At 40.6% G+C, this 14,252-nt stretch carries 13 protein-coding genes and 1 tRNA gene; 12 read left to right on the forward strand and 2 right to left on the reverse strand.

Annotation, left to right across the window (positions count from 1 at the left end):
* Positions 1-51: 51 nt before the first annotated feature.
* Positions 52-537 carry a helix-turn-helix domain-containing protein gene (locus G4407_RS17190; protein ID WP_420315005.1) on the reverse strand — a complete coding sequence of 162 codons (486 nt, stop codon included), beginning with the start codon at positions 535-537 and terminating at the stop codon, positions 52-54.
* 199 nt (positions 538-736) lie between these two features.
* On the opposite strand from G4407_RS17190, the gene G4407_RS13740 reads away from it, so the two are divergent.
* The 12 genes from G4407_RS13740 (at position 737) to G4407_RS13795 (ending at position 13,041) form a co-directional block, all read left to right on the forward strand.
* Positions 737-807 (forward strand) — tRNA-Gly (locus G4407_RS13740).
* Between the two features lie 245 nt (positions 808-1,052).
* Positions 1,053-1,937, forward strand: coding sequence for a ketopantoate reductase family protein (locus tag G4407_RS13745; protein WP_173689327.1), 885 nt, complete (start codon positions 1,053-1,055; stop codon positions 1,935-1,937).
* Positions 1,938-1,982: 45 nt separating this feature from the next.
* A complete protein-coding gene (locus G4407_RS13750) occupies positions 1,983-2,783 on the forward strand; it encodes a class I SAM-dependent methyltransferase (protein ID WP_173689328.1) in 801 nt (266 codons plus the stop codon).
* Between the two features lie 19 nt (positions 2,784-2,802).
* Positions 2,803-3,738: an acyl-CoA thioester hydrolase/BAAT C-terminal domain-containing protein gene (locus G4407_RS13755; protein WP_173689329.1), complete on the forward strand. Its 936-nt coding sequence runs from the start codon at positions 2,803-2,805 to the stop codon at positions 3,736-3,738.
* A 28-nt stretch (positions 3,739-3,766) separates the two neighbouring features.
* The gene (locus tag G4407_RS13760; RefSeq protein ID WP_173689330.1) at positions 3,767-4,537 is read left to right on the forward strand and encodes a hypothetical protein; all 771 of its coding nucleotides are present in this window, start codon (positions 3,767-3,769) and stop codon (positions 4,535-4,537) included.
* 342 nt (positions 4,538-4,879) lie between these two features.
* Positions 4,880-5,305: an Hsp20/alpha crystallin family protein gene (locus G4407_RS13765; RefSeq protein ID WP_173689331.1), complete on the forward strand. Its 426-nt coding sequence runs from the start codon at positions 4,880-4,882 to the stop codon at positions 5,303-5,305.
* A 106-nt stretch (positions 5,306-5,411) separates the two neighbouring features.
* A complete protein-coding gene (locus G4407_RS13770) occupies positions 5,412-5,873 on the forward strand; it encodes an Hsp20/alpha crystallin family protein (RefSeq protein ID WP_173689332.1) in 462 nt (153 codons plus the stop codon).
* 238 nt (positions 5,874-6,111) lie between these two features.
* On the forward strand, positions 6,112-6,726 hold the full coding sequence (locus G4407_RS13775; RefSeq protein WP_173689333.1) for a recombinase family protein: 615 nt from the start codon (positions 6,112-6,114) through the stop codon (positions 6,724-6,726).
* Between the two features lie 90 nt (positions 6,727-6,816).
* Positions 6,817-7,143: a hypothetical protein gene (locus G4407_RS13780; protein ID WP_173689334.1), complete on the forward strand. Its 327-nt coding sequence runs from the start codon at positions 6,817-6,819 to the stop codon at positions 7,141-7,143.
* Between the two features lie 32 nt (positions 7,144-7,175).
* A complete protein-coding gene (gene grpE, locus G4407_RS13785) occupies positions 7,176-10,154 on the forward strand; it encodes a nucleotide exchange factor GrpE (RefSeq protein WP_173689335.1) in 2,979 nt (992 codons plus the stop codon).
* A gap of 449 nt (positions 10,155-10,603) precedes the next feature.
* Complete coding sequence (locus G4407_RS13790; protein ID WP_173689336.1) at positions 10,604-11,419, forward strand: Rpn family recombination-promoting nuclease/putative transposase; 816 nt, start codon at positions 10,604-10,606, stop codon at positions 11,417-11,419.
* Positions 11,420-11,457: 38 nt separating this feature from the next.
* A complete protein-coding gene (locus G4407_RS13795) occupies positions 11,458-13,041 on the forward strand; it encodes a P-loop NTPase family protein (RefSeq protein ID WP_173689337.1) in 1,584 nt (527 codons plus the stop codon).
* Positions 13,042-13,145: 104 nt separating this feature from the next.
* On the opposite strand, the gene G4407_RS13800 is transcribed toward G4407_RS13795, so the two are convergent.
* Positions 13,146-14,174, reverse strand: a complete 1,029-nt coding sequence (locus tag G4407_RS13800) for a YeiH family protein (protein WP_173689338.1) — start codon at positions 14,172-14,174, stop codon at positions 13,146-13,148.
* Between the last annotated feature and the right edge of the window lie 78 nt (positions 14,175-14,252).

Genomic DNA, 14,252 nt, shown 5'->3' on the forward strand with positions numbered 1-14,252 from the left:
ACCATTACTTTAGGATACCTACTATTTTATTCCAATTTTAGCTAACTGGCATTACCCAGAACGGGATTCCCTTCTGACCTGTTCATATTCCTTCTGAGCATAAGAAGCCTTGTAAAGACGTTTTTCGAGAGAACACCTGGTACGCTGCTGACAGCCATTACAGACATAGGGAGGTTTGGAAAGCTTAGGGCAAATATATTTTTCGTAAGAGATGCAGGAGGAAGTACACCTGCCGCAAGTCCAGCACGGTTTGTTATTCGAGTAGGCGCAGTGCTGGCAAAACTTCTGCAGAGAACACTGATGCAGGAAAGCGACACGGCAGTCGTTAAAAGATCTGCCTAAAGTGCCGGTTTTCTCAAAGCAGATATGCGCTTTAATCTCCTTTGAAATCGTAGTGCAGTCTTTGCCGAGTTCTCGGGCAATAGACTTAAAACTATGGTGTTCATTGAGCATGGTTTCAATGAGGATTCTTGCTTCCAGATTTAAATGTTTTTGTTTATTCATAATGGTCTCCTTACCGCTGGGAGGAATCACCATGTTTGTATAAAGAATTATAAGGGAAAAATAGGAAGAATTAAATTCCACCTTTAGAAATGCAACGTTTTGCAGGATTAAATTCCATAGAGGGGTGGAATTTAACTTTGCAATTAAGTTGAGGACAAAAAGTGATCAAAAAATTGAAAAAAAGACTTGCATTTTTTCTGAGATGTGATATTATATTATTTGTCTTTAAGACGCGGGTGTAGTTCAATGGTAGAACACCAGCCTTCCAAGCTGGATACGTGGGTTCGATTCCCATCACCCGCTTTTGTTATGCGTAAAAAGAAGAACCTCAAATGGTTGAAACGACCAGAGCGGTTCTTCTGAAGTTGAGACATAATGACAAAATCTGGTTGATAAACCAGATAAAAGTGATATACTGAATGCATAAGAAAAGAAACCGTGTGGAATTAAAGTTTTGTTTTCACACGGTTTTTTAGAAGATGCGAGTTAGTTACTGCTAACGATAGCGCTACAGGACTATTTGCAAATGAAAAAGAGGGCAGATTTCTATGAGAATATTGATTTATGGTGCAGGTGTGATCGGATCCTTGTATGCGGCTTTATTCGCAGAAGCGGGTTATGATACAAGTATTTATGCCAGAGGTAAAAGACTTGAGTTTTTAAAGAAAAATGGATTGCTTTATAAGAAAAAACAGAACATAAAACGGGCAGAAATCACGATTCTTGGAGAATTGCCAGACAATGATATTTATGATTTTATCTTGCTGACTGTCCGGGAAAACCAGCTGTATGAAGCACTTTCTGAATTAAAAAATAATAAAAGCGATACAATTGTTACAATGGTAAATTCACTGGACAGTTATAAAAAATGGGAAGACATTGTTGGAACAGGAAGAATATTACCGGCTTTTCCGGGAGCCGGCGGAAGTATAAATGATGATGGCATCCTTGATGCGTCCCTTACTCCGAGGATTATCCAACCAACAACATTTGCAGAAATATCAGGAAATAAATCAGAAAGAACAAAGCAATTTTCAAAGATATTGAAGTGTGCTCATGTCCCATATCAGGAAGTAAAGGATATGCATATATGGCAGTTGTGTCATCTTGCCATGGTGGTGCCGATTGCAGATGCATATTATGAAGCTGACTGTCCGGAAAGAGCAGGAATGGACTGGAAGATCATGAAGAAAACAGCAAAAAGATTGAAAAGAAATTTTAACTTTTTGCGGAAACAGTCAGGTAGGTTGTCGCCTGGCAAAATGAATTTTTTTTGTTTTCTACCATTGTCAATTCTTGCGATTATGCTTGCTATTACATTCGAAAGTAGCTTTGGAGATAAATTTATGTATCAACATGCTATGAAAGCACCAGATGAGATGAGAGAACTGCATAAGCAATTTTATGATTATGTGAAAAGGCGGAAGGCATGATGATGCATTGTGTTGCAAGAAAACAATAGTAGAAGGCGACAGATAATGAAAGAAAAAGTGAATGTGACAGGTGTACCGGAAACAATGGTACAGACTTTGTATGCAAGAGCAAAAGAAACAAAAAAGCAAAATGCAAAGATCAAAGATGAGATCGCAGTAAAACTAGTGGAAAAGCTTGATTATGACTTTTCCAAGGCGGATAAGGATAATGCCATGACTTATGGTGTGATTGCAAGAACAATTGTATTAGACCGGATGGTTGAGCAATATTTGAAGAAGCATGAAAATACAGTTGTCGTAAATCTTGCATGCGGACTGGATACCAGATGTTATCGGATGGTGGGGAAATATATGCGCTGGTACAATGTGGATTTGCAGGATACTATGAAGATAAGGCGGCAGTTTCTTACTGAAACAGGTCCGGTGTATCAGATTGCAAAGTCTGCAATGGATGATTCCTATGTGGACGATATCGATTATCATGGTGAAAATATTCTGGTGATAATTGAAGGACTTACTATGTATTTGTGTGAAAAGGACATCAGAAAGATGTTTTCTATTATTGAAAGATCATTTCAGAAAGTAACTGTAATGGTCGAAACCATGTCACCATTTGTTGTAAGACATGTGAAAGAAAAATCTATAGAGGGCAGCAATGCCAAATTCACATGGGGAGTTAAGAACGGAACAGAACTACAAAAGATTGTACCGAATTTTTCTATCCTGCATGAAGTCAGTCTGGTTGAAGGAATGAAGGAACTTATGTCGATTTATCATGTAATTGGGAAGATTCCAGCTGTTCGGAATATCTCGAACAAAATAGTTGTTTTAGAGAAACGCAGCTGATATTAAGGAGATGATACAGATGCAGAAAAGGCATTTTGAAATAAAAACAGACGGATTTTATGGTGCATATTGGAAATGTAAAACCGATGCAGACTGTGCAATGATTGCAATGATAGGAGATGATTCAGAAGATTATCTGGCACGGACATCCGTGAAATGGTTACATAAACTCGGTGTGAATGTGATGACGATGTCACCGGCAAAAAAGGATTATGGACATCATAATTATCCGCTGGAACGTATAGAGAAAGCAATCCGTTGGTTAAAAATACATGGCAATCAGAAGATAGGAATTGTCGGGGCATCTACTACAGGAACACTTGCTTTAACTGCCGCTTCTTATTTTAAAGATATTACATTGACAATCGGTCTGACACCGAGTGACTTTGTCTGGCAGGGATTTATGCAGGGCAAAAAAGATGGATGTAAGGAATGGCCGATTGAGGGAGAATCACTTTTCTCTTACAAAGGAGAACCGCTTCCGTATATGCCGTTTTGTTATAAACATCCAGACTACTGGCATGTGATTGAAGAAGAAACAAAGCGGACCGGTGATATGATTAATTCGAGGAAACTGTTTGATGATTCGGAAGCAGTTTATCCAATTACAGAAGAAGAAATGATTAAGATTGAAAAAATTCATGGGACATTATTGCTAATTGGCGCGGAAGATGATGTGTTATGGGATACTGCAAAATATATCTGCCGCATGAAACAGCGTATGAAAGATCATCCGCACACATGCAGATTGGAGTCTGTTATCTATGAGCATGGAACCCATTTCGTTTTTCCGGAGAGTATGTTAAAGACGATGTTGCCAATTGGTTCTGGAATCTTTATGAAACTGGCATTTCAGGCAGCAAGAAAATATCCGAAAGAATGCCAGAGAGCACGTCTGAATATTGACCAGCGGGTGAGAAATGCTGTTGCTGAATGGAAGAGTGCAGAAAGATAGATTAAAATAGTAGATAGAAGGTATAAGTATGGTATTTAAAACAATAGGAAATAAATCAAATCCAGTCATCTTGTTTTTCCATGCAATGGGAGTAATTGGGGAAAGTAGTATGCCGGTTGCAGAGAAAATGGCGGAAAAATATTATTGTATTATGCCTACATCAACCGTGTATTGCCCTGGACAGAGATATCACAGCAAAAGAGATGAGATACAGCAAATTGTACGATTTCTGGAAAATCATGGAATCAAAAAGATAGAACTTGTAGTTGCATCTTCGATTGGTGCAGATCTTGCCATGGCATTCCTGACAGAGGTAAAAATACCAGTAAAGCATGTTTTTTTTGATGGCGGGCAGTTTGCACAGATTGGAAAGACAACACGCAGAATCATGGTCCCGTTCTTATATATAGCAATGAAAAGTTTATATTGGTCAAAAGGAAAGACGCTAAAGAAAATCATGTGGTGTGACGATAATAAAATCAAGCCCTATTTTATAGAGGCAGGGAAGAACTTGACATATGGGAATCTGAGAAGACAGATGGCAGATAGCCTGGAAGATAAAATATTTCCAGAACTGTCAGAAGAATTGCAGAAACATACATTCTGGGAATTTGGAAGTAAAGAAGAACATTTTAAATATAGGAATGCATTGATGCAGACCTATATACACGGTAACTTTCCCGTTTTTGAGGGATTTAATCATATGCAATATCAAATCCAAAATCCGGAAGGGTTTGCCAGAATGTTGGAAATGATTATTGAGACTGACCGATTACCGGAATTGGCATTTGCGATGTGATATAAAGGAAAATAGCATTACAAATTGACTATCCGAATCCGAACAAATTTACATCTGCATTTCGTGCAGAGTATGGTGTGCCGCCAATGATATACCTAAAGAAAAAGACATAGGAAAGTCTGAATGAATAAAAACGTTCACAAAATCTTCACAAAAGAATTAGCACTCACCTCTTGACAGTGCTAACAATAAGTGTTATATTACAACTAGAACAAAGGAAGGGGAACAAAAAGAGATGATAAAGATTCCACCGACCGGAGGTTCAGATGACAACAACACTTCAGAGTAAATCCGAATGTGCTAAATAAATTAATAAATGTCTTTTGAAAGGAGATATGACTTATGTTAATGCCTAGTATTTTTGGAGAGGACTTATTGGATGATTTCTTTGGAGAACCATTTGGAGGATATGATTACAGCGAGTCCGGACTTATGACAACCGATGTAAAGGATAGCGATAAAGGCTATGAAGTAACGATGAATATGCCTGGAGTTAAAAAGGAAGATGTAAAAGCAGAACTGAAAGATGGTTATCTGACAGTCAGTGCTGAGACGAACACGAGGAAAGATGAAAAAGATGAAGATGGCAAGTACATCCGCCGTGAACGTTACAGTGGATCCTGTAGCAGAAGCTTTTATGTAGGCGATGGTGTCAAACAGGAAGACATCAAAGCCAAATTTGAAGATGGTACGTTGAAACTGTTCGTACCGAAAGAAGCAGCAAAACCTGCTGTAGAGCAGAAAAAATACATTTCCATTGAGGGATAATGAAGAATGCGGATTATAAATGTCCGCGAACATGGCTGCCAGTCAGGGCAGCCGCTTAAAAAGAAAATTCGTAAAGTTCAGATAGATTTTTAAGGAGGAACGACTTATGTTAATGCCTAGTATTTTTAATGATAACTTATTTGATGATTTCTTTAATTTACCATTTTATGATGATAAAGCAGATCGTAAGATCCAGAGAAAACTGTATGGACATCATGCAGGCAATCTGATGAAGACAGATATCAAAGAGAAAAAAGATGGATATGAACTAGAGATTGATCTTCCGGGATTCAAGAAAGATGAAGTTACAGCAGAACTGAATGACGGATATCTGACCGTGAGCGCTGCCAAAGGACTTGATCAGGATGAACAGGAGAAAGAAACTGGTAAGTACATCCGCCGTGAACGTTACGCAGGAGCCTGCCAGCGAAGCTACTATGTAGGTGAAGATATCACGGAAGAAGATATCAAGGCTGAGTTTAAGCATGGTATCCTGAAACTCTTTGTCCCGAAGAAAGAAGTAAAACCGGCAGTAGAAGAGAAGAAATATATCAGTATCGAAGGATAATGACAACACGCTAAAAACTTTCAAATACACCATATAATGAGGGCAGCATACAGGAGCAAAATTCTGTATGCTGCCCTTTTTCTACTATAAATGGGATTTTGAGGAAGTCTGGATAGCATAATGAGTTAGAATTTGATTTGAAAGTGTGAAATTCAAAAACAAGTCAACGCTTTTTGTCATATGCATATATCATGTAGTATGCTTCTTCAGGTAGGAAAGAAAGAGGAGGCAGTTACGAGTGGAAAAAAGATATGGATACATCAGGGTATCGTCAAGAGATCAGAATCCGGACAGGCAGTATCTTGCACTTGAAAATGCTGAGGTCAACCGGAAAAATATTTTTATCGATAAGATCTCGGGGCATGATTTTTCAAGACCATCTTACAGGAAAATGATCCGAAAACTAAAAAAAGGAGATGTACTGGTCGTGAAAAGCATCGACCGTCTCGGGAGAAATTACGGTGAGATTCTGGAACAATGGAGATACCTGACAAAGGAAATAGGAGTGGATATTGAGGTTCTCGATATGCCACTCCTTAATACTGACCTGCACAGAGAAAACCTGATTGGAGTGTTTATCTCAGATCTGGTGCTTCAGATCCTTGCATATGTTGCTGAGACCGAGCGGGATTTTATCAGACAGAGGCAGGCAGAAGGAATCGCGATCGCAAAGGCAAATGGGATTCGGTTTGGACGCAGGAAGAACGAACTTCCTGAAGAATTTAATCTGTATTTTGAGATGTGGAAAAAGGGAGAAATCTCCATCAGAAAAGCAGCAAAGATTTTGGAAATCAGTCCGGCTACTTTTTATCGCAGATGTAAGGAGTTAGATGAAACAAAGCGTAACAAATAGTAGACTTTTTGCGACATGACGAATACGACTATTTTCTCCTGAAAAACTTGGTAAAAACTACTAATTCTAATATACCGCAAATGTTTCTTTATGTATAAAATGGAATACGATGAAAATGGAAATAACATTAAGTCAACGCTTTGTGATGGAACGGGGAAGGTAGAAAGTTATCGTATTTCAGAATATGACTCCGACAATAATCAGGTTAAAAATACGGTGTATGATGAAAAAGGAAATGTTTTGGAATATAGTATTTATGAAAAAGCTGAAGATGGTAAATTTCCTGATTATACAATATATGATGCACAAGGAAATGTTAAAGAATATGGGAAATATGAAGAGGTAGAAACGGAAAGTGGTGCAACAGGACAACAACTTAGAGTATATGATGCGAATGGAAAGTTAATTGAAAGATAAAGATTTCCAATGAAACAGGAGAAACTAAAACGATGAATAATTATGAAAACCAGATTCCATGGAAAGACTGGAAGATCGTGCGCAGGTTAGGCGGAGGCGGTTTTGGAACCGTCTATGAGATTGAGCGGGATTTCTTTGGAGAAGAAGAACTTGCCGCAATGAAGGTTATCCGGATTCCGAAAGAGGAGTCTGATCTGGATGATGATTACAACAGTGGCATGACGGAAGAAGAGGTTCGGGAAAAATATACCTATATCCAGAACTATTTTTCAAAGGAATATCAGCTGATGCTGGAATTTAAGGGGCACAGCAATATTGTAAATTGTCACGATTTTTCGGTTGTACCAAATCCGGACGGGCCGGGATGTGCACTTTATATCCGGATGGAGCTTCTGAAACCACTGAAAGAAGTCCTGAAAACGGAAACATTTTCAGAGGCAAGAATCGTGCAGCTCGGAATCGATATCTGCCGTGCGTTGGAAATCTGTGAGCGGAGAGATGTTATCCACCGTGATATCAAGCCGGACAACATTATGATGTCGGATTTCGGGAATTTCAAGCTGGGGGATTTTGGAATCGCGCGGACGATGGAGAAGACCATGAGTGCGTCCATGGCTGGAACGGACTGGTATATGGCGCCGGAAGTGGCGAAGAAGATGAAATACGGGAAAAGTGTGGATACCTATTCCCTTGGTCTGGTGCTTTACTGGCTGCTGAACGACGGACGCCTGCCATTTGTGCCGGAAAAGGACCGGATTTCAGCAAAGGATATGCAGGCGGCATACAGACTTAGAATGCAGGGTAAAGAGATTCCGGAGCCGAAGAGAGGAAGCAGGCAGCTCAAAGCGGTTGTGTTAAAGGCACTTTCATTTGAACGGGAGAAGCGTTATCATTCCGGAAAAGAAATGCTAGAGGCACTTTTAGAAATCGAAAAGTTGACAAAGGCGGAAAATGCGCGGGCGCAGAAAGTGCAGACACAGAAAAGACAGACTCAGAATGTACAAGTTCAGAATGGACAGGATCAGAAGACGCAGGGGCAGGAGAGTCTGGCAGGAAGAGCGGCAGCGCAAGGACAGAAGACGCAGGGGCAGGAGAGCCTGGCAGGAAGAGCGGCAGCGCAAGGACAGAAGAAAGCACAGGCGCAGAACATTTCGCAAGAACAGGAAATGCAAAGAGGACCGCAGCCGGAGAATCAGATTACGGCAGAGGAAAATGCATGGAGAATTGCATATGCGGAGAATCTTCTGCGACAGTCGGAATGGTACAGACGTTCAGAATTTTCCATACCGCCTGACAGTGTTCTTGGCATTTACCTGGATACGGATATGATTCATGTGCGGATCTGGCTGGATGGAAAGAGCAGACCGGTTCTTTCCATGCCGGCATATTATATCCTGGATGATCTGGGAGAGGTTCTGGTTGGAAGTCGTGCACTTGTCCATGCGAAAATGAATCAGGCGAAAAATCTGCATTCGGTACTTGCGTTTATGCAGGAGGCGGACAGGCTTGTTGATTCGACATTGGAGCCTTGTGGAATACGATACTGCATTGATCTGATGAAGGAACTGAGAAAAGAGCTTGAAAAAACTGCATTTGCACAGATAAAAGACTGTGTGGTGACAATTTCTGTACCGGAAATCGTGACGCAGAAGAATGTAAGAACTGCGATGGAAAAGGCAGGTTTTCAGGTGATGCGGTGCATGAGTATCGTGGAAGCATGTGCATTTTCAAAAGCGCAATTGATGAACTATGACCAGCAATTTCTGGTGCGGGTGATCGCAAATCATGAGAGGCAGAATCTGAAGATTGAATATTCGGACCATTCGGATAAAATCAAGATGCTTGAAGGGTTGGAATATACTTTGGGAGAGAAGTACCCAAAGATGACTGATAAGGCATGTTATGATCTGAGTGATGAGAAATCCAGGAGAGAGCTTGGGCAGGAATCGTCCGGGTATGAAGAACTTTCTGTTGTGGCAGCGGACGGAGCAGCGGCGCAGGGAGCAACTTTCAGGGGAAAGGCATCAAAGCATATCACGTTACTTGCAATTTCGCCGTGGAAGCTTGGGATTGAAATTGAAACGATCAGAGGCGGACGGGAATGTTTTCCTCTGACTTGGTTTAGCGAGGAGCAGGAGCTGATTCCGATTAAAACGGATGAGATAAATATTTCGCTGGATTCTGGAATCGAGGGAAAAAGACTGAATCTGTATCTGGAAAGTGCCGGTTCCAGAAGAAGAGTCCGGACCTGGAAAATGGAAGAGGCATGTCCTGAACTTCCGAAAGACGTAAGCTGGCTGGTGGCATGGATTGATGTGGGACTGGAAGGCGGAGCAGTCACAATTGTATTGCAGGCAGGAGAGAAGACTGCAGAAATTAATCTGAATCGATATCATGAAGAGAAACTGAATCGTTTCTCTAATATGCCGACTTTTGTGCCGGAATCGATTGTGGAAAATGTGCTTCGTGCCGGAAATGAATTTTGCCGGGGCGCAGAACATCTGGATGATGCAAAGACCGATTTGGCACTCGGAAAGGGAATCCGGATGATCGCCGGACAGACGGAAGAAGTATTTGCGGACTGCCAGAGAGGAAATACGTCGATCCGGGTCAGTACATTGATCGAAAAGATGCTGACTGTGAAGGATAACATAGAGTATGGAATTGCCAGTGCAGAAAGAACGACGAAGCGCATGGAGTATATGAAAGAGAAGTTGCTTTTGATTGATTTTCGGAATGCACTGGAGCGGAGTTTGTATCAGCTGAATGTTGTGCCGGTTGAAGCGAATGGGGCGGTATTTGATCCATATATTCATGAGGCGGTACATATAGAGGAGACTGATCTGGTAGAAGAAAACCGGGTTGTCAGTGTAGTGCAGAAAGGGTATTTCTTTGGAGAAAAGCTGTACCGGCCGGCGAGAGTTGTGGTTTCAAAAGAGCCTGTCTTAAGAGAGGTCTGTGAGGACGAGGGATGGGATAGTTATGATGGGGAGACGATTGGCGGTAGGTGATAAAAAATAAAAGAGTTTCGGACTGATGTATAAGTAATGCAATCAGCAGAAAAATCGGCAGAAAGATTGTTAGAATCGGCAGAAAAGTTAGCTGAGCATTATAAACAAATTTTATCTTTCATAGATGAATAGTTGAAGTACATTGCGGAACTCTTTTTTACATAAAGAAATAGTATATATGTTAAATTTCGATATTTTTCGAGATTGTAGATTCAGTGGAATTGTGCTACCGTATTCTCACGCAACAAAAATCTATTTGTTTGCAACCAAGTATCTATTTTAGCCAAATCTCATTTTCGGAGCCAGTTTCAGGCATGAACCCGATGATGAAGCAGAAACGGAAGATAAGTCGGAAAGAGATTTTCTCTTTTACATGATCGGATGGTATGATAATATAATCATAGGTAATCTCTTTTCGGAATATTTTCAAAGTACGAAAGGAGAATTATATGGGAAGAAAACAATTAGCAGAACTGAATCTATTAGACCGATTTCTATTTAATGAGGCAATGGAAGATCCGGAGAATATGAAGGCGGTGCTGGATATTATTTTTGAGCAGGATATATCTTTAAAATCGGCACCTCAATCGGAAAAAGAGGTACGGACGCTTCCGGATAACCGCCAGATTAGGCTGGATGTGTATGCATGGGATGAAGAGAAAAATGTATATGACACAGAGGCACAGAAAGAGGACACGAAAAATCTTTCGAAACGCAGCCGTTTTTATCAGGCATTGTTGGACTGTAATCTGATGGAGCCGGGAAGCATTGATTTTAATGCGTTAAATAATGTGTTTATTATTACAATTGCACCGTTTGATATATTCGGGAAGGGATTGTATAAGTATACGTTTCGGATGAAATGCGAGGAAGATGAAAGTATCAGATTAGAAGATGGAGCGACGCGTATATTTTTAAATTGTCATGGAACACATCCGGAAAGTGTAAATCCAGAACTGATTGAATTGCTCAAATATATGGAGCATTCGACAAATGAAACTGCCAGAAGGTGTCACAGTGAGAAGATTCAGTTACTTCATCAAAAGGTCTGTCAGATCAGGTCAAGTGAAAGAGTGGAGGCAAAATTCATGAAGGCATGGGAAGAAAAGGAAATGGAGCGGCAGAAGGGGATAAAGCTTGGAGAAGAAAAATTGTCGAAATTGATTGTCAAGCTGACAGAAGCCGGGCGAGAGTCGGATGTGATTAAAGCAGCATCTGATGAGAAGTATAGAGAGCAGTTGTTTGAGGAGTTTGAAATTGAGTAACCAGTAAAAATATGGAGAAAGCGAAAGGAGGATTCCTCATGCCGAAGCGATTTTGTGTTACAGGAACCTGTATTCCGGAAAAAAATTATATGGTAGATATCAGCGAAAGGCTTGAACGGATCGTAAAAGATTATATTGAGCAGGGAAACTATTTTACGATGAATCGTGCACGGCAGTACGGGAAGACGACAACGCTTTATTTACTGGAGCGCTGTTTGCAGAAAGACTATCTGGTGTTAAGTCTTAGCTTTGAGGCGGCGGATGAATATTTTCAGTCTCTTGAAAGTCTGGCAGAAGGACTGGTAATGGATATTGGAGAATGTCTGAGAGCACAGAATGTATCGGAAGAAATCATTGCAATGTGGAACAGTCCATTGTCAGAAAAGTTTCCGATGCGCTCATTTGGAGCGAAGATTACGGCTTTATGTAGCGCATGTCAGAAGAAAGTGATTCTGATGATTGATGAGGTGGATAAGAGCTCAGATAATCAGATTTTCCTGTCTTTCTTAGGACTTTTAAGAGAAAAATATTTAAAATGGCAGCAGGGAAAAGATCAGACATTCCAGTCGGTTATTCTTGCCGGAGTTTATGATATTAAGACGCTGAAATTAAAATTACATCCACAGGAAGAGTCAAAATATAACAGCCCATGGAATATAGCGGTTGATTTTCTGGTAGATATGAGTTTCAGTGCAGAGCAGATAGCAGCGATGTTGGATGAATACGAAGAAGATTATCATACAGGGATGAATGTAAATGATGTTGCAGAATTGCTGTACGATTATACATCTGGATATCCATATCTTGTTTCAAGAATCTGTCAGCTGGTAGATGAAAGAGTGGCAGGAACAGAAGAATATCCGACCGGAGCAGAAGCATGGACAAAAGAAGGAGTTCTGTCAGCTGTTAAATTGCTTTTGAAAGAACCAAATACTTTATTCGATGATATGACAAAGAAACTTTTGGATTACCCGCAGTTAAAGGAGATGCTTCAAAATATTCTTTTCAGTGGGATTGATTTTCCATTTAAAAGAGAAACGCCGATGGTTGATCTGGGGGTGACATTTGGATTTCTGAAGGATAAGAATGGGATTGTTGCAGTAGCAAACCGGATTTTTGAGACACAGTTTTATGATATGTTTTTGGCAGAAATGGCTGTGAATAATAAGCTGTATATGGAGACAGCATCAAATCGTAATCAGTTTATTGTGTCGGGAATGCTTCAGATGGATCTGGTGATGAAGAAATTTTATGAATATTATGAAGAGATATATTCAGATAATGATCAGAAATTTATAGAGGAAAATGGAAGAAAATTATTTCTTTTATATTTAAAACCGATCATCAATGGAACCGGAAATTATTATATTGAAGCAAGAACGAGAGACAGCAGACGTACAGATATTATCATTGACTATAAAGGAAAGCAGTTTATTATTGAGCTTAAAATTTGGCGTGGAAACGAATACCATATGCGAGGGGAAGAGCAGCTGTTTGAATATCTGGAATACTATAAGCAGGACAGAGGATATTTGTTAAGCTTCAATTTTAATAAAAATAAGAAGAGCGGAATCCAGGACTTGGAGTATCATGGGAAAAGGATTTTGGAAGTAATTGTGTAAGATATAAGGATAATAAGAGGAACAGCTTGCTGGCATCGGCAAGACGTATTATAGAAAAAGCCTTGCTTTATGCAAGGCTTTTGAAGTATGAGAAAGATTTTCATTTACCAGATTCCCAGCACATGCTGCAAGGAAAGACTGGCGATCGTAATGCCGATCCAACAGCAGAAACCAAGAGCGAGTGGTTTGCCGCCGGTTTTGATCAGCTTGATGATATTTGTATTCAGACCGACTGCACTCATGGCGAGGACGATGAAGAACTTGCTGAGTGTCTTCAGCGGAGTAAATACATCTGCGGATACGCCGGCTGAAGTTGCGATCGTTGTGATCACGGAAGCGAGAACAAAGTAGAGGATGAACATTGGGAAAATCTTCTTAAATTCCACTTTCTTGCCTTCGGCTTTGGAGCTGCGTGTCCGGATAAATGCGAGAACCAGTGTGATCGGGATGATCGCGAGCGTTCTGGTAAGTTTGACCGTAACTGCCTTATCCAGTGTGGCAGAACCGAGCGCGTAGAGCGAATCCCAGGTGGAAGCCGCTGCGGTTACGGAAGAGGTATCGTTGATCGCAGTTCCGGCAAAGATCCCGAAGGCTTCTCCGCTTTTGGTTGAGAATCCAAGCAGTGCACCAAGTGACGGGAAGAACAGTGCGGCGAGCATGTTGAAAAAGAAGATAACAGAGATTGCCTGTGCAACTTCTTCATCATCCGCATCAATGACCGGTGCTGTTGCGGCAATTGCAGAGCCTCCGCAGATGGAAGATCCGACACCGACCAGTGTGGAAATATTTCCCGGTACATGCATAACTTTATGTAACAGATATGCAATGATCAGGGATGTTGAAATCGTCGTTATGATAATTGGCAGTGACTGTTTTCCGGTTTCCAGAATCACGGAGAGATTCAGTCCGAAACCGAGAAGGATTACTGCGTACTGAAGAACCTTCTTTGACACAAAAGTAATACCGTCCTGAAACATGGATTTGTCTTTTAATAATAAAGTGATGATCATTCCGGCAAGGATACCGAATACCGGTCCGCCGATGATCGGAAATGTCTGTCCGAGAAACCAGCATGGAACGGCGATGACCAGACAAAGTAAGATGCCTTTCCAGCTTTTTGTTACAAAATTCATAGAAATACCCCTTTCAAGTAAAATAAATAAGTTACTCTCATAACAATCCGTCCTATCATAGCATAAAAACAGCAGAAT

The sequence above is a fragment of the Allocoprococcus comes genome (genome assembly GCF_013300725.1).
Classification (GTDB): domain Bacteria; phylum Bacillota; class Clostridia; order Lachnospirales; family Lachnospiraceae; genus Allocoprococcus; species Allocoprococcus comes_A.